General features: G+C 50.8%; 15 protein-coding genes. All 15 read right to left on the reverse strand.

The genetic code is table 11. The features are described 5' to 3' along the window. Window positions 1-124 precede the first annotated feature (124 nt). The 15 genes from R50912_RS20845 to panB all read right to left on the reverse strand — a co-directional run bounded on the left by R50912_RS20845 (window position 125) and on the right by panB (window position 16,739). Window positions 125-892: a DnaD domain-containing protein gene (locus tag R50912_RS20845; RefSeq protein WP_042237569.1), complete on the reverse strand. Its 768-nt coding sequence runs from the start codon at window positions 890-892 to the stop codon at window positions 125-127. 23 nt (window positions 893-915) lie between these two features. Beyond that, window positions 916-2,211, reverse strand: coding sequence for an asparagine--tRNA ligase (gene asnS / locus R50912_RS20850; protein ID WP_042237570.1), 1,296 nt, complete (start codon window positions 2,209-2,211; stop codon window positions 916-918). Window positions 2,212-2,232: 21 nt separating this feature from the next. After that, window positions 2,233-3,441, reverse strand: coding sequence for an acetate/propionate family kinase (locus R50912_RS20855; RefSeq protein WP_042237571.1), 1,209 nt, complete (start codon window positions 3,439-3,441; stop codon window positions 2,233-2,235). Continuing rightward, window positions 3,438-4,310 carry a 3-hydroxyacyl-CoA dehydrogenase family protein gene (locus R50912_RS20860; protein ID WP_042237572.1) on the reverse strand — a complete coding sequence of 291 codons (873 nt, stop codon included), beginning with the start codon at window positions 4,308-4,310 and terminating at the stop codon, window positions 3,438-3,440. Before R50912_RS20860 ends, R50912_RS20855 begins: the two co-directional genes overlap by 4 nt. Before the next feature lie 132 nt (window positions 4,311-4,442). Then, a complete protein-coding gene (locus R50912_RS20865) occupies window positions 4,443-5,945 on the reverse strand; it encodes an AAA family ATPase (RefSeq protein ID WP_042237574.1) in 1,503 nt (500 codons plus the stop codon). Then, entirely contained in the window at window positions 5,938-6,480 is a 543-nt protein-coding gene (locus R50912_RS20870) for a hypothetical protein (RefSeq protein WP_042237575.1), read from the reverse strand. The genes R50912_RS20865 and R50912_RS20870 overlap by 8 nt, the downstream gene beginning before the upstream one ends. Window positions 6,481-7,097: 617 nt before the next feature. Beyond that, entirely contained in the window at window positions 7,098-7,865 is a 768-nt protein-coding gene (locus R50912_RS20875) for an aminoglycoside adenylyltransferase domain-containing protein (protein ID WP_042237578.1), read from the reverse strand. Window positions 7,866-8,153: 288 nt separating this feature from the next. Continuing rightward, on the reverse strand, window positions 8,154-8,672 hold the full coding sequence (locus tag R50912_RS20880; protein ID WP_042237580.1) for a cell wall elongation regulator TseB-like domain-containing protein: 519 nt from the start codon (window positions 8,670-8,672) through the stop codon (window positions 8,154-8,156). Window positions 8,673-8,701: 29 nt separating this feature from the next. Then, window positions 8,702-10,003, reverse strand: a complete 1,302-nt coding sequence (locus R50912_RS20885) for an amidohydrolase (protein ID WP_042237582.1) — start codon at window positions 10,001-10,003, stop codon at window positions 8,702-8,704. Continuing rightward, on the reverse strand, window positions 9,990-10,643 hold the full coding sequence (locus R50912_RS20890; protein WP_042237585.1) for a redox-sensing transcriptional repressor Rex: 654 nt from the start codon (window positions 10,641-10,643) through the stop codon (window positions 9,990-9,992). The genes R50912_RS20885 and R50912_RS20890 overlap by 14 nt, the downstream gene beginning before the upstream one ends. Window positions 10,644-10,873: 230 nt before the next feature. Further along, window positions 10,874-13,732, reverse strand: a complete 2,859-nt coding sequence (dinG, locus tag R50912_RS20895) for an ATP-dependent DNA helicase DinG (RefSeq protein WP_042237586.1) — start codon at window positions 13,730-13,732, stop codon at window positions 10,874-10,876. 116 nt (window positions 13,733-13,848) lie between these two features. After that, a complete protein-coding gene (locus tag R50912_RS20900; protein WP_042237587.1) occupies window positions 13,849-14,490 on the reverse strand; it encodes a tetratricopeptide repeat protein in 642 nt (213 codons plus the stop codon). Between the two features lie 114 nt (window positions 14,491-14,604). Further along, window positions 14,605-14,988, reverse strand: a complete 384-nt coding sequence (gene panD, locus R50912_RS20905) for an aspartate 1-decarboxylase (RefSeq protein WP_039308797.1) — start codon at window positions 14,986-14,988, stop codon at window positions 14,605-14,607. Then, window positions 14,981-15,871, reverse strand: a complete 891-nt coding sequence (gene panC / locus R50912_RS20910) for a pantoate--beta-alanine ligase (protein WP_042237589.1) — start codon at window positions 15,869-15,871, stop codon at window positions 14,981-14,983. Before panC ends, panD begins: the two co-directional genes overlap by 8 nt. Before the next feature lies 1 nt (window position 15,872). Next, window positions 15,873-16,739 (reverse strand): 3-methyl-2-oxobutanoate hydroxymethyltransferase, encoded by an 867-nt coding sequence (gene panB, locus R50912_RS20915; RefSeq protein WP_042237591.1) that lies wholly within the window; start codon window positions 16,737-16,739, stop codon window positions 15,873-15,875. Window positions 16,740-16,892: the final 153 nt, after the last annotated feature.

Raw genomic sequence — 16,892 nt, forward strand, 5'->3', positions numbered from 1 at the left:
GAACTCAATATATATACCAAAAAGACAACCCCGCAGTAAGCTGCGGGGTTGTCTCCGGTGTACCCTGGAAAGCAGTGCCCTTGAATTCACTTCATTCTATGACAGGCATGGTAACGTTATAATTTCATCTTCCGCCGCTGCGGAATTTCTGGGAATAGGCTTTGACATCCTGGGCATTCTTCACCCGGTTGCGGGCCCATTCCAGCAGAATGCGGTCAATATAGCGGAAATGGACTTTCCCGGCGAAGACAGATTCCTTCAGTGCAAGCAGAATCAGCTCTTCTGGATACCTGTCCTCATCGACCCAGCCGGAAATCGACTCACATTCCATCGGAGACAGCGGACGGCCGAATTCCTTCTCGAAAATACTGAACAGACTGCGGCTCTCCTCGGTTTCCGTGCCCCCCGGCGCGGCCGGCCGGCCATAACCGCCCTCCGGAGCAGGTGACCCGGAATAATGGGCAGCAGCTCTGGAACCAGGCTCACTCTCAGCTCGGCTTCGCTTCTCCTCCGAATACTCTTGCGAGACTTCGGCCAGATAAGCACCGAGCTTACCATACAGTCCGGAGAAGTTGTAGCGTTCATAATGGATATCGCGAAGCTCGTCGTTATCTCCGTCGATGCTGATGAATCCTTCCTTCATGAGCTTCTGCAGCTCACCGGCAATCACTGAGATACTGCGTCCAGTTACGGCCTGCAGCTCCTCGAGCGATGGGAAATCAATTCCCTCCACTTGCCGGAACGAGAGCAGATGAATCAGCAGCATTGCTTCACTGCCGGTCAGATTCAACTTCCGGTAATATTTCAAGAGTGCATAAGGAATGACGGCCATTCCGTTCTCCAGGCCGAAGGCTACGCCTTCGCCCCAGGTATTCCATCCTTTTCCGTCCATACTTAAGCCCCCTTTGCCCATCCTTACGGGTAAAGACGGTACAGTGTACGAGGGAAGGCAATCGTTTCACGCACATGGTCCAGACCGCAAATCCAGGCCACGGTACGCTCCAGCCCCAGACCGAAGCCGGAGTGAGGAACGGAACCGTAAGTGCGGAGATCCATGTACCATTTGTAGGTATCCATCGAAAGATTATGTTCCTTGAAACGGGCTTCCAGGAGCGCTGGATCGTCGATACGCTGTGATCCGCCGATAATCTCACCGTAGCCTTCAGGAGCGATCATATCCGCGCACAGCACCACTTCTGGACGCTCAGGATGCGGCTTCATGTAGAAGGCTTTGAACGAAGCCGGATAGTGGGTAATGAAGACCGGCTTGTCGCTCATTTCGGCAATAGCCGTTTCATGAGGTGCACCGAAATCATCGCCCCAGGCGATTTCATAGCCTTTTTCATTCAGGAACTTGATCGCATCATCGTAAGAAATACGCGGGAACGGCGCTTTGATGTTCTCAAGCTTCGAGACATCGCGGCCAACCGCTTCCAGCTCAGCACGACAGTTCGTAAGTACAGACTGTACCACAAAGCTGATGAAATCTTCCTGCACGCGCAGGCTTTCTTCATGATCCGTGAACGCCATCTCCGGTTCAATCATCCAGAACTCGATTAAGTGGCGGCGGGTTTTGGATTTCTCCGCACGGAAGGTAGGTCCGAAGGAATATACGCGTCCAAGTGCCATAGCTGCGGCTTCCATGTACAGCTGTCCGCTTTGGGTCAGGTACGCATCCTCTTCGAAGTACTTCGTATGGAACAGGTTGGTCGTCCCTTCAGCTGACGTTGGTGTCAGAATCGGCGGGTCAACCTTCGTGAATCCACTCTCATTGAAGAACTGCTGAACCGCACGGATAATCTCTGCACGAATCACCATTACTGCCCGCTGCTTGGAAGAACGCAGCCAGAGATGACGATGATCCATTAGGAAGTCGACACCATGCTCCTTGGGCGTAATCGGATAATTCTCAGTAAGATGCAATACCTCTATGCCTGTAACCGTCATTTCATAACCTGACTGGCTGCGGGGCTCTTCACGGATAATTCCGGTAACATACAGCGAGCTTTCCTGAGTTAGGCTCTTGGCATCATCCCAGACCTGCTCAGGTACTTCCGATTTGACCACAACGCCCTGGATATAGCCTGTACCATCCCGAAGCTGCAGGAACTGAATTTTACCGCTGGAGCGCTTGTTGTTAACCCAACAGCCGATAACAACGCTCTCTCCGACATGCTCATTCACGCTCTTGATTACACTCTTGTTAGCCATGCCTAAGATCTCTCCTCTAATTTAGCCGTTAATTCCTTGCACAATACTGTAAGTATCGCGTGCAATGACAAGCTCTTCGTTTGTCGGAACCACAAGCACCTGAACCTTGGAACCAGCCGTAGAAATGCGGCGCGGATCGCCGGAGCGAACCTTGTTCGCTTCTGCATCCAGTTCGATTCCGAGGAACGTAAGATTGTTCAGTACTTTTTCACGCAGCAGGGAAGCATTCTCGCCCACACCGGCAGTAAACACGATCACATCTACGCCGTTCATAGCAGCTGCATAAGAGCCGATGTATTTACGCAAACGGTACTCATACATTTCAAAAGCAAGCGTAGAATTAGGCTCGCCTTTCTCCGCACCGTCAATAATATCACGCATGTCACTGCTAACGCCAGAAATAGCCAGCAGTCCGCTGTGCTTATTCAGCATGGAATTCACTTCACCGACAGACAGCTCTTCCTTGTTCATCACATAAGGAACGATTGCCGGGTCAAGGTCACCGCTGCGTGTACCCATCATCAGGCCTTCAAGCGGAGTCATACCCATGGAAGTATCTACCGACACTCCGCCAGCAACTGCAGTTACGCTGGCACCGTTACCGATGTGGCAAGTGATAATCTTAAGTTCGCCCAGAGGACGGTCCAGATAATCTGCAGCAGCTTTGCTGACGAAATCGTGGGAAGTTCCGTGTGCGCCGTAGCGGCGGACTTTGTATTTGTTGTACAGCACTCTTGGAATAGCATACATATAAGCCTTCTCTGGCATCGTCTGGTGGAAGGCAGTGTCAAATACAACAACCTGCGGTACTCCAGGCATATTCACTTCAGTTGCCGTAATCCCCATCATCGCAGCCGGGTTATGCAGCGGCGCAAGGTCAAACAGCTGGCGGATCTTTGTCTTCGCATCTGCATCCACAAGTGCGGAAGCTTTGAAGAATTCCCCCCCGTGTACTACACGGTGGCCGACAGCATTGATTTCGTTAATGGAAGCAATCACGCCATGCTCTTTGTCAGTCAGACAAGCAAGCACTTTGCGGATTGCCGTGTTGTGTTCAAGAATTTCACTTACTTCTGTTACTTCCTGTTTGCCGGTTGGCTTATGGTTCAGAATGGAGGAATCCATTCCGATCCGTTCTACCAGACCTTTGGCAAGTACAGATTCATCAGTCATATTGTACAGCTGGTATTTCAATGAAGAGCTGCCGGAGTTAATTACTAAAATATTCATATACGGTCACCATCCTTGTCATACTTGAAGAAGCCTTCGCCCGATTTCGCACCCAGTTGTCCTGCACGTACCATCTTCTTAAGAATCGTTGAAGGACGATACTTCAGCTCGCCGTATTCGCGGAACATGTTCTCAAGTGCGGCAAGGACGGAGTCCAGACCAAAGCGGTCTGCCATTTCAAGCGGCCCGTTCTGGAACTGATAACCGATACGCATAGCATCGTCAATATCTTCAGGGGAAGCAACACCTTCCTGCAGAACGTGCATAGCCTCGTTGATGAACAGGCAAATGAGGCGTGAGCTTACAAATCCGGGGGATTCATAAATCATAACGCCTTTTTTCTCAACGATCTCATCAACAAAAGTTTTGGTATCTTCAAAAGTGCTGTCGGAAGTTTTCAGTCCGCGCACAATTTCAACCAGATCAACCTTCGCTACAGGATGTATGAAGTGCATGCCGATTACGCGTTCCGGATACATTGTCGAGCTTGCAAGCTCAGTCAAACTTAAAGTTGACGTGTTGCTGGCAAGGATAATGTGGCTCGGACACACCTGATCGAGCTGATTGAATACCTTTTGCTTCGCTTCCAGATCTTCAACGATGGTCTCAATGACCATATCGCACGAGCTCAGTTCAGCGAAATGTGTTACTTTCTGGATACGGCTAAGAATAAGCTTCTTCTCCGCTTGGGTAATAGCCCATTTCTCCAGCTGCTTGTCGAGACTGGTCTCGATCATTTCGTAGGAGTAGTTCAGTCTGTCTGCAGTTTTCTCCACCAGCATTACATCCAGGCCCTTGGCTGCCAGCATTTCAGCAATCCCTTGACCCATTGTGCCACCGCCGATGACACCAATTTTTTTAAAGTTCATTTAAAAGTCTCCATCCTTTCAGGTATCTATACTTTTGTATTGTACCTTGTCTGTCGTAAAAAATATGTAGCCCGACATATAATGATATCTTAGCATGTCTGAAAAGTAAAAAAAAATAACCGGCATAAAGAATTATGCCGGTAAAAGGACACTGTCACGAAATTGACAACGAAATTGCTCTCCGGAGAGAACTTCTTCCTTCATTAAAATGTCAAGAGAGTAATCAAATACATTTCTTTGCTTATTGAGCAGGTCATTCGTGCGGACCATCAGTTCATCCAGAATTTTACTATTCTCTTTCATCAGCTCTTCAGTGGTTACCATTTGCAGATTCGCTATTCCGAGAGAGGTGAGTCCTGACTTCATCATCGTCTCTACAATATTCAGCGCCTGGTCAAAGTCTCCGCGTGAACCGGTACTGCGTCCGCCGTAATACATCTCTTCGGCAGCTGCTCCGCCCAGGGCAATCATGATCTGATTCTCCAGATAATCCTTCGTGTACAAATACTGCTCGGTCTGCGGATTATGTCTTACATATCCGAGAGCCTGTCCACGCGGAGTCAGAGTAACCTGGCTAACGCTTCCCGGACGCAGCAGTTCAGCCATAATAGCATGTCCCAGCTCATGAATCGCTACCCGCTGTTTCTCTTCATGATTCGTTTCCCGGTCGGTCTTCTCACCCATCATCACTTTGTCAATGGCCATCGAGAGATGACGCTGCTCTACCTGGGTCAGATTCTCACGCATCATGTAAATCGCCGCTTCGTTCATCACGCTTTCCAGCTGCGCACCTGAGAAGCCATAAGCTTCCTCGGCGATTTTATCCAGACTTACCGTTTCATGCAGCGGTTTGTTCTTGGCATGCAGATCGAGAATCGACTTGCGGCCTTTCTTGTCCGGCATGTCCACATGGATGTGACGGTCGAACCGGCCCGGACGAAGCAGTGCGGAGTCCAGCATTTCCTTGCGGTTCGTTGCTGCTACCAGCAGAATGCGCGGGGTTTCATTGTTATAGATCCCGTCCATCTCGGTCAACAGCTGATTAAGCGTCTGATCGTATTCACGCTGCTGTCCGCCTTCACGCTTGCCGCCGATGACATCAATCTCATCGATAAAAATAATGGCACTTTGCTTATTTTCCTTAAGCGCACGGGTACGGGCATCCTTGAACAAATCACGGACACGTCCGGCGCCGACACCGACATACATTTCCACGAACTCACTGCCTGATGCAGCCACAAAAACTGAGTTGGTATAATGTGCCGCAGCCTTGGCCATCAGCGTCTTGCCGGTTCCCGGAGGGCCGGTCAGCAGAATCCCCTTCAGCGGGCGAATCCCGAATTTGCTGATTTCTTCATGCCGGATCAGAAAGTCCAGTGCTTCCCGCAATTCCTGCTTAGCGTTGTCCTGGCCGCCGATTTCTTCAAAAGTCAGCTTGGAGGGCCCATTCTTCTTACGTTTCTTATCTGCGCCTGCATTTACCGTCAGACCGCCGCGAGCGTGGGCAATAAACAGGAGGGCAGCGACCATGCCGAATGCAATAATCACAGGGAAAATGTTAATCCCGACAAAAACCATAAAAATCAGCATGACCGGAACAAATCCGGCCAGCACCTCTTTCCAATACTTAGGCATTGTTCCACACTCCCATCGTAGCCGCCGCACGCGGCAGAATGATGAACTTACTCTCTGTACCGTTGCTTAGACTCACATACACGTTGTTGTCATCAATTTCCGTTGTTGCTGTAACCCCGCTGTACTTGCTGTCTTGCGTCTTCAGACCATCCAGCTTAGCAGGTATTAATGTATACTTCCGGCTCTCCATCGCCTCTGCAACAGAGAACATGGCTTTATCCCAATACTCATCCAGCAAAGCGCTGGAGTTCTGCTGCACATCCAATTTGAGCGTCCGGCCGTTGATAGCTGAGCTGCCCTCTTTGGATACATACTGCACGAGCTCACGTAATTTCGTGCCTGGCTGCAAATCAAGTTTCAAAGTAACCTCATTGCGTTTAATACTAATATGGGAATCCTTCACTCCCTCATAGGATGACACAAGCTTTTGCAGCGGCTCCTGCACAGCGAACTGGCGGTACGAATACCAGCCACCGAATAACAATGCAGCGGACAGCAGAGACGTTAGCAGTACAGGCATAAGACGCAGTTTCAAGAAACGTCCTCCTCTCAAAAATGACCGAGCATAAATCTATAATAATGACCAAACTAGCGTGTCTAGCGCCCTTCCGAGACTGACATGCTCTTAAGCATGTCTTGATACAAGTAGTAGTATATCATAAGTGTATATACCATTTTACATAAAAGTGTGAATATATTTAAAATTTTTGATTCTAATTTCTGGATGATCCAGTAGATTATCTTTCTTATCGGCAATACATGTGGACAGATTTAGCTTTGCTGGTAAGGGTAACAGAAAAAGAGCGCCCTCTAGGCAATATATATGCCTGTGGCGCTCTCTTTTTGTATGACATGGACTTAGGAGTCGCATTAATTCCTCCAGGACCAAAGCTGAAGCGGCTTTACCCTCTTTGTGAGGGTCGTCGCTTCCATTATCCGTCTGCCGCTGGTGCGGACTCAGGTTCCGTTAATTGTGCAGATTAGGCGGATTTGCGGGCCCAGCGGACTCAGGTTCCGTTAATTGACCGATTACAACCCATTTCAGGCTCAAATGAACAAGATAACAGAATCTCAGTCCGCTTTGATGCCAAAATAAGCTTTTTAGAAGAAATAGGGGCTTCTCAGTCCGCTTCACTCAGCGATAGTTTGAATTTACACTTTAGCTTGATGCTGTCTGATTTCGCCGGCCATGTATTCTGCATAATCAATTAATAACGCATGATCATATCCGCCGCCGCTTATCCCTCCGCTATATTCATCCAGGCATTGCTTAAGCAATCCGTGATATTTAGCCGGCAAATGCTGCAGGCCCCACTCCCCGCCTTCCTTTTTGGAAGACACAGCTTCTTCCCGCACAAAATACAGCACCCGGCACAAATTCAGTGTGTAGTACACTGGAGAATCTATGATTTGCTGAGCTGCATCCCCAATATCACCAAGGATAGAATCCAGGTAATATTGCCGGTCCACCGGCAGAAACGCATCGCGGATAGGTTCGCCGTACAAAATAAATCCCCGCTGATAGACTACGGCAAATTGAGCCGCAAGATCTCTATCCTCATAACCGCCGCACAGATAATGCTCATCCTTTCTGTACCGGTCCAGATGAAAGTCCGAGAAATGAAACTCAAAAGGAGTAGGATGTACAAAGTTCTTCAGGTATTGCTTCAGTACAACAGTTAGCTCAATCCCGCGCTGGTTAGGCAGACTGTCGTGATAAGCTATCACTTTCTTGGCCAGTTTCCGGCTGACCTCTACAGGCAGCTTGTCGTGTATGACAATCAGCAGATCAATATCACTTTTATCCGGATGAAAGCAGCCCATCGCCAGCGAACCGTGCAGATAAATCCCGGACAAATTTGTCCCCAGCTCCTCTTTGAACAACGTTACCGCCTGATCTAAATAGGCTAGAATTTCCAACTTCGTGATCCTCCTGAATGTCAGTTATGGTTGAAGCAGATGCCGGGAATGAATACTTCCGATATGACAATCCGGTATGTATCATCGCATATACTGAGATGCTATCCAGCTGTCAAGCCATCGAAATGGATTCATCTATTCCTCCCCTATTATTAAGCCATAGCTCCAAGTAGGCTACAAGTCCAAGAATGGTTATAGATTGTTCTCTCCCTTGAAGAACCATTTAAAAAAGCGGGAGAACAGTTCAACTGTCCCCCCGCTCCTGCTGTAGTCCATTCTTGCTGCCGCTTACCGGTTGGGCAGGCTATACCCTTCACCGATGGCACTGCCGTCTGTGAAGCGATAGAAGCTGTAATAGAACCTGCCGTCCTTTTTGTAGAACAGCTGCCAGGCATATTCTCCGTTATACACTCCCGGCAGCAGCCGTTTAATCGTAATACCCGGAAGCTGGGCAGCTATACTATCACGGATCTGCGCCTCCGAAGTCCCTTTGCTGAGCTCCTCCGCATATAAATCATTTTCGCCTCCGGCTGGCTGGCCTTCCTTGGTAAAGCGGACCCAAACCATCAGCTCGGTTCCAGCATCATTTTTTCCGGTAAGCACCCAGTAAATCGCATTTTCATCCCAGACGGATTTCTGTGCTTTGGATACCTCAGTTAAGCCAGCCCGTGCTCTGGCAATCTCTTTGGCTTCACTCCGCTCGTTCCACTGATCCTTCATAATGTAGGCATAAAACTGGCTTAGTCCGAACAGAAGGAGCAGAACCAGGGAAATCCCCAGCGGAAGCCATTTTCTCCTCTTCTTCAACATGCAGCTTCCTTTCCAAATAACCTAAATTACCGTTTCAGCAGTCCTTCGAACGTTTCCTGCGCTTTGCGGCGGATAGCCTCTTCATCTAGTGTCAGACATTGTCCGTGCTTCACAATCTGTTTACCGTTGACCCAGACATGTTCCACATCCTTGGCACTAGCCGAATACACGGCATGGGACAAGAGGTCGGTATGCGGCAGCAAATGCGGCTGATCAATATCAATCGCAATGAAGTCAGCCTTCATCCCTGCTGCAAGCCGGCCTACCTGGTTCAGGAAAATCGAATGTGCACCATATTCTGTCGCCATGAGCAGCGCCTCAGGAGCAGGTACTGCCGTTGGATCACCGCTTACGCCTTTATGAATCAGCGCGGCCAGCCGCATTTCCTCAAACATATCCAGATTGTTGTTGCTTGCCGCGCCGTCCGTACCCAGGGAGACCTTAACTCCTGCTCTAAGCAGCTCAGGAACACGGGCTACTCCGCTGGCCAGCTTAAGGTTGCTGCCGGGATTATGAGATACGCCAACATTATGGCGGGCCAGAATCTCAATCTCTTCATCGTTCAGATGAACACCGTGGGCGATCAGGGACGGCCGGGTGAACATTCCCAGCTTCTCCAGATGCGCGACCGGTCGCAGGCCGTAATCGGCCACATTCTGCTCCACTTCATGGCGCGTTTCGGACATATGCGTGTGCATCGGCAGATCAAGATCATGTGCCGCCTGAACAAACTTCATGAAAAACTGCGGAGGACAGGTGTAAGGCGCATGGGGCGAGAGCATTGCAGTAATTCTGCCGTCAGCCTTGCCATGCCAGTTCCGGGCAAAAGCAATCGCCTCCGCCAGCTTGTGGTTCTGCACCTCTTCCGGACACAGGCCAATAACACCGCGCATAAGTACTGCACGGATGCCTGACTGCTCCGTAACCTCAGCAACCCGGTCCATATGATCATACATATCGAGGAAGGTCGTAGTGCCGCCCTTCAGCATCTCAAGAACGGATAGTGAGGTGCCCCAGTATACATCTTCACCGGTGAATTTCTCTTCCATCGGCCACATTTTTTCCTGCAGCCAAGCCTGCAGCACCATATCATCGCCGTAGCCGCGCAGCAGCGACATCGCCGCATGGCCGTGGGTGTTGACGAGACCCGGCATGAACAGCAGCCGGCTACCGTCAATAACCTCGGCATCCTCTTCAATTACAGGCTTCGCTTCACCTATGTAAGTAATCAGATCATTTTCGATGGTCATATAACCGCTCAGCACCGGCTTATCGCTGCCAGGAACCAGAAAACGGCCGTCTTTAATAATGGTTTTATTGCTGCTCATCTTCAGCTTCGTCCTTTCCGTCATGCAAATAATAAGCCAGACTCTGCAAATCCGTAGTGAAATCGGCGGCATGAATCCGGATATTGGATGGAGTCTTAAGAATTACAGGAGCAAAATTCAGGATCGCCTCAATACCCGAATCCACCAGAATGTCAGCAACGTTCTGTGCTTCACTGTCCGGAACGGTAATAATCCCAATGCGGATGCCCTGTGCACGGATGGTATCCCCCAGCTCACTCATCGGCTGGACAGTCAACGAGTTGATCTGCTGGCCTACCTTAGGCTCATAAGCATCAAATACAGCTGTAATCTTCATCGTATCCTTCAAGTAGGCATTGTAATTCGACAAGGCGTGGCCGAGATTACCTGCACCTACAAGAGCTACATTAATCTGCTGGTCCAGCTTCAGAATATGCCGGATCTTCTCAATCAGATAAGAGACATCATAACCAATGCCCTTTCTGCCAAAATCACCAAAATAAGCCAGGTCCTTGCGGATCTGGGCGGGGTTGAGATCAAGCTTCTGTCCCAGCTCCTGAGAAGAAACTGTTGAGATTTCACGTTTTTGGAGATCGTTCAGGAAACGCAGGTACACTGGGAGTCTGCGAACGACGGCCTCCGATATTTTATCCGATTTCATGTTTTCTCCTCCTAAAAGTTTTGATAGCATATACTTCTTGAATGACTTCGCAAAACTTGCTTCGTAAGCATACGCTTGTTTTGAAAGCATATGCTGCTTGATCAAGCTTCACTGCTGTTAAGCCGATTATAGGAACCGTGCTCCAGGCCTGCCCGTTTAGGCAGGAGCCGTGGAGCGCGGGACTTCAGAACAATAATTACTTATACATAATATCAGCCGCCGACGGATTATTAAACCCCGCCATCTTCAAGCCATTCTGCAATCCGCGGAACGATCTGATCCGTCAGCATATGCTCCATCTTGGGTCCGGGCAGCGAATACAGGAAATACTTCCCATAATAAGATTCGATTACCCTGGTATCATATACAATAACGATTCCGCGGTCCTGCGCGGTGCGTACCAACCGCCCGAAGCCTTGCTTGAAGCGGATTACGGCCTGCGGGACGGACAGCTTCATGAACGGATTCTTCTTCTGTGCCTGAAGCAGCTCAGACTTCGCTTCAGCCAGCGGATGATTGGGCGGCTGGAACGGCAGTCTGACAATAGCCAGACAGGTCAAAGCATCCCCGGGAATGTCTACACCTTCCCAGAAGCTGCTCGTCCCCAGTAAGACTGACGCCGAGCTGTCCTGGAACCGACGGATCAGCTTGCTCCGGCTACCGCCTTCTACGCCTTGTCCAAGCACAGCGATATCCTGCGAAGTCAGGGCTTCTTTGAGCGGATCATAGACCTGGCGCAGCATCTTGTAGGAGGTGAACAGCACCAGCATCCGCCCGCGGGTAGCCACAGCAGTTTCTGCCAGAGAATGAACCAGTGTGTCCACAAAGCGGGCATCCCCAATGCTTCCCTTGACACTAGGGAAGTCACGTGGAATGACAAGCAGTGCCTGCTCACGGTATTTGAACGGTGACGGAAGCAGAGCTGTCTGTAGACGTCCCTGCTCTGCAGCCTCACCAAGACCGAGATTATCGATCATGAACTGGAATGACTTATCCACAGACAAGGTAGCCGATGTCAGGATGATACTCTTCTTCTTATCGAAGAACAGTTCCCTGAGCTGAGTGCTCACATCCACCGGAACGGCATACATCTGCAGCGACTTGCCGCGGTAATTGCCGCTCCCCTCCAGCCAGTACACGATATTCTCGTCATTCAGTCCCATAAAGAAACGGATCTGCTCCCGGATGGAGGCCAGGTCCTTGAACAACCCGCCGATATCCGTCACAAGACTGTCCGAAGAGGACTGACTGTCCGTATCACGCATCTCACTGAGCATTTTATCACCCTTGCGGATGATATCGCTCAAGCTGAGATGGAGTGTATTCTCCAGAGCGGCCAGCTCCTCCCACTCTTTGGGCTTCTTGCCCGGCTGCAGGCGTACGACCAGTTGGCCGGCTTCACCGGCTCCGGCATCGCTGCGTTCAGGCAGCAAGCCGAAGAGCTTGTCGCTGAGCGTATCCCAGGACTCCTTGACAGTAAGCAGATCCGGATAGATCCGGTCGATAACGCCGCTCCATTCCGAAGCCTGCTCACTGCCGGACGATTGCAGGGTCTGGCGCAAGGCCGGCAGCTGTCCGCTCCGGCTGTCCTTGTACAGACGGGTGAGCGTATGCGCCACGGTAAAATATTTCATCTGCATTCCGAGATGTTTGCCGGCAATGTCCTCCAGATGATGAGCCTCATCAATTACGAGATGCTCGTAAGCCGGAAGCAGCTGATGCCCGGCCTTAACATCTGCGAATAACTTGGAGTGGTTGGTCACCACCACATCGGAAATACCGGCTTCATGCTTGGCCCGGTGATAATAACATTTCCGGAACCATGGGCATGAGCGTCCCAGACAAGAGTCGGTATCACTGGCTACGGTCTCCCAGAAATCACCGCCGCGTCCGCTTAAGTTCAGCTCTTCATCATCGCCAGTCTCCGTCTGGGTCAGCCAGACCATCATCTGGGCGGCCGTAAGCGCTTCTTCCCTGGGACTTGTGAAGTCCCTTTTATTCATTCTATGTTCAAACTTGCGGAGACACAGATAGTGACCTCTCCCCTTAAAGATCGCTGCCTTGAACGGGAAGGGCACAACACTCGTCAAAAGAGGGATGTCGCGCTCACGCAGCTGATCCTGAAGATTGATCGTATGCGTGCTGACCATGACCTTCTGATTACTGCGCACACTGTGATATATGGCTGGAAGGAGATAGCCCAGCGATTTGCCGGTGCCGGTTCCTGCTTCAATCAGCAGATGCTTATCCTGATCAAGCGCCGTCATGACCTCCTGGATCATCAGTTCCTGGGCTTCACGGCTCTCATACTGCGGCAAGGTATCCTTCAGGCGCTTGGTTACCTCTTCCATATACTCCCTGAAGGTAATATTCTGCAGAGGGTTGTCAGATCCTTCCTCCCGGGGAGGAGCCAGCTCTGCCCAGTCGCCTACAGCAAGGGCCAGCTGGCGGTAGAAGGTCAGCTCCCCTTCCGGCTGGAAGGTCTCCATTTCGCGCTCACGCAGCAGACCGTCGAAATACCAGGCCAGGTCACTATCTTCATCGGCGAATAGCTCATTAAGCCGCTGGATGGTCAGGAGAGGCAGGCTGTCCAGCTCCTCCAGACATTTCAGCAGCACAAGCGCAGTCGCGAGGGCATCACTGTCCGCCTGATGGGGACGCTCATGCGTAAGGCCGAAATGGCTGCTCACGGACCCAAGCTGATAGGTAGTCAGCGAGGGAAAGCATATTTTGAGAAAATCGATCGTATCCAGAATCCGGCCCTGAAACGGCAAATAACCACAGCGGTCCAGCGCATTCTGCAAGAAATGAAAATCAAACGCCACATTATGTCCAACCAGCACAACATCATCGAGCAGCGGCACCAGTTCCATCATCATCTCATCAAGTTCCGGCGCATCCTGCACATCACTGTCTGTAATTCCGGTCAAGCCCGTAATAAAAGGAGGAATGGGTGCTCCGGGCTTGACATAGGAACCATACACCCGGGAGATGGACCTGTCTTCCTCTATAATGGCAAGGCCAACCTGGATGATCTCTCCCACAGATTGGGTTCCCGTAGTTTCAAAATCAAGCACGGCAAATTTCATTATAAGTTCTATTCCCTTTCACTTGAGACTCTTTATCAGCATAACAGAAGTTACGAAAAAAGGCGATGCACACCCTGGTGAAGCAGGGCCACATCGCTTGAATGGATGAATATTAATTATAAAAGCGAGACCAGCTGTTGTCCGAACTGAAGCTTCCCGCCCCGCTTGCGGCAAACCTCCAGGTTAACGTTCGGCTCAGGAAGAGCGGGATCATGCAGCAGAGAAAGACTGAACAGCTCACTAGCTTCATTAAAACGTTCCTGAGAAGCTCTGATGCAGCCAAGCGCATTATAAATCATCGCCTTCAGCTTCGCTTCACGGATGAGGCCGAGCATATGATTCAGATGCCCCCATGCCGTCTCCCCTTCACCCTCCTGCAGATTAGCCATGGCCAGATACAGCCGGGCAGCCAGACTGTCCGGATGCCGTGCAGTGACTTCCTTGAACTGCTCAATACATTTGCGGTACATAAGCAGCTTATAATACCCCTGACCCCTGACAAAAGCATCCATAGCAAGCTCTGGCGCTTCCTCCTCAGGGATTTCCTGCTCCGGCTGTGGCTGAAAATCTGCCTGATCGCGGAACTGGCTAAGCTTCTCAGCAAAGGCCAGCCATTCATCCATTACATCATCGCTGATCCTGTGGAGCATATTATATTTGGATAAAAGGTCGTTGCGGCGGGCACCCTCCGCAGTAGGATAGTCAGCACTGATCTCCTGCAGCATCTTGTTCATCTCAGCAAATAAATGTTGAAACACCGGACATCCCACCCTTACTGATAATGAAGTCAGCTTAAGCTTGCCTGACTTCATTTTTCACAAGTCGGGGTGTCTTCATCCCTGCCATTGATTACATGGCTCAAACAGCGGGATTTAGGCAATCGTCGCGTGAATCTCATGATCCGCCAGCTTCACCGGCTGATTGTCGGCATCTACAAATACAACAGTCGGCTTATGGTCCGCCAATTCTTCGGATGACAGCATCGCGTAGGAAATGATGATAACGGTATCCCCCGGCTGCACGAGGCGAGCGGCTGCACCGTTCAGACAAATAACGCCGCTGCCGCGCGGGCCCGGGATTACATAGGTTTCCAGCCGGGAACCATTGTTGTTATCCACGATTTGCACTTTCTCGTTCTCCAGCAAATCCGCGGCTTCCATCAGATTCTCATCTATGGTAATGCTGCCGACATAATTCAAATTGGCTTCGGTGACGGTAGCACGGTGAATTTTGGATTTCATCATATGTCTAAACAAGAGCGTGAGCCTCCTTGGGAATAAATACATTATTGTCGATCAGGCGGGTTCTGCCAAATTTCACAGCAAGTGCCATAATCACCTCTCCGCCGGCAGCACTCAGCTTACTGCCGCCTTCCAGGCTCTCCAGATCCGGGAAAGTCAGGATTTCCGCGTAATCGATGACCGCAAGCGGGGATTCAGCAATAACCGAAACCAGCATCTCCCGCGCCTCATTCACTGTTCTCACCTTGCCGTCTTCCAATGCCTGGCGGACTTCGCGCAGGGAACGGGACAACACCAGTGCCTGTCTGCGTTCTTCAGCGCTCAGATATACATTGCGTGAACTGAGAGCCAGTCCGTCTTCTTCCCGCACGATCGGGCAGGCGATAATTTCAACATTCATATTCAGGTCCGCTACCATCCGGCGGAGAACAGCTACCTGCTGGGCATCCTTCAACCCGAAGAAGGCATAATCCGGCTGTACAATATTGAACAGCTTGCTGACCACCGTAGTCACTCCGTCAAAATGTCCCGGACGCGAAGCTCCGCAGAGCTGTGTAGTAAGTGAAGATACCGATACTCCCGTGCGGATCGGCTGGGGATACATTTCCTCGACACTAGGTATAAATACAATATCCGCACCCTCGCGTTCAGCAAGCGCCAGATCACGCTGCTCATCGCGGGGATAGGAAGCGAAATCCTCATTAGGGCCAAACTGCAGCGGATTGACAAATATACTCATCACCACTGTGCCGCTCTTCTCACCTGCTGCGCGCAGCAGGCTGGCATGGCCTTCATGCAGATAACCCATGGTAGGTACAAAACCGACCGGCCCATGGCCGCCTTGACGCATATATTCCAGCGCTTCACGCATCTGTGCAATCGTTCTGACTACTCTCATCTTATTTCGCTCCTTTGCCGGTACCGCCGTATAGGGATTCCAGTACCGTTTCATCCGCATTAAACACATGTTCCTCTGCCGGGAAGGAGCGGTCTTTCACTTCCCGTACATAGCTGCTGATGCCTTCACGGATCAGACTGCCGACATCGGCATAGGTTTTGACAAACCGTTTCTCCCGGTAAGGGGAGGCATAGCGCAGCACATCATGGAAGACCAGGACCTGACCGTCACAATAGCGGCCAGCGCCAATACCGATGGTCGGAATACTGATTGCTTTGGAGATGGCTGCGGCCACTTCTTCCGTCACCAGTTCAAGCACGATACCGAAGGCTCCGGCAGCTTCAAGCGCCTTCGCTTCATCGATCAGCCGCTGTGCATCCTTGGCATCCTTGCCCTGGATCCGGTAGCCGCCGATCATATTCACCGATTGCGGAGTCAAGCCGATATGTCCGAGAACAGGCACGCCGGCGGCAACTACAGCGGAGACCGCATTGCAGATTTCAAGGCCGCCTTCCATTTTGACGGCATGGGCCTGGCCTTCCTGCATCAGCCTGCGCACCCCGCGCAAGGTCTCATCCACACTTCCGTGATAGGTCATAAAAGGCATATCCGCGATGATAAATGTGTTCTGCGCCCCGCGCTTCACCGAACGGGTATGGTAGACCATATCGTCTATGGTAACCGGCAGGGTGGTATCGTAACCAAGCACGACATTCCCGAGCGAGTCGCCTACCAGAATCAGGTCGACACCTGCCTCCTCGGCGAGCAGGGCTGATGGATAGTCATAAGCGGTCAGCATGCTCAGCGGCACACCTTCCGTTTTCATTTTTTTCATTTTGATAATATTCAGCGGATGTTTCTCAGCCATTAGCTCTCATTCCCCTTTTCCATAAAATACGCGTTACCGCGCAAACAAAAAAACCTTTTAGCATGGTCCGCTAAAAAGGTCCGAAGGGCAAAAAAGAGTCACTCGCGATCGTCCCTTCTGTCTCGGTCCTTACGGCTCAGAGCAGAATCCAAC

Source organism: Paenibacillus sp. FSL R5-0912 (assembly GCF_000758605.1).
In the GTDB taxonomy this organism is placed as follows: Bacteria; Bacillota; Bacilli; order Paenibacillales; family Paenibacillaceae; genus Paenibacillus_AQ.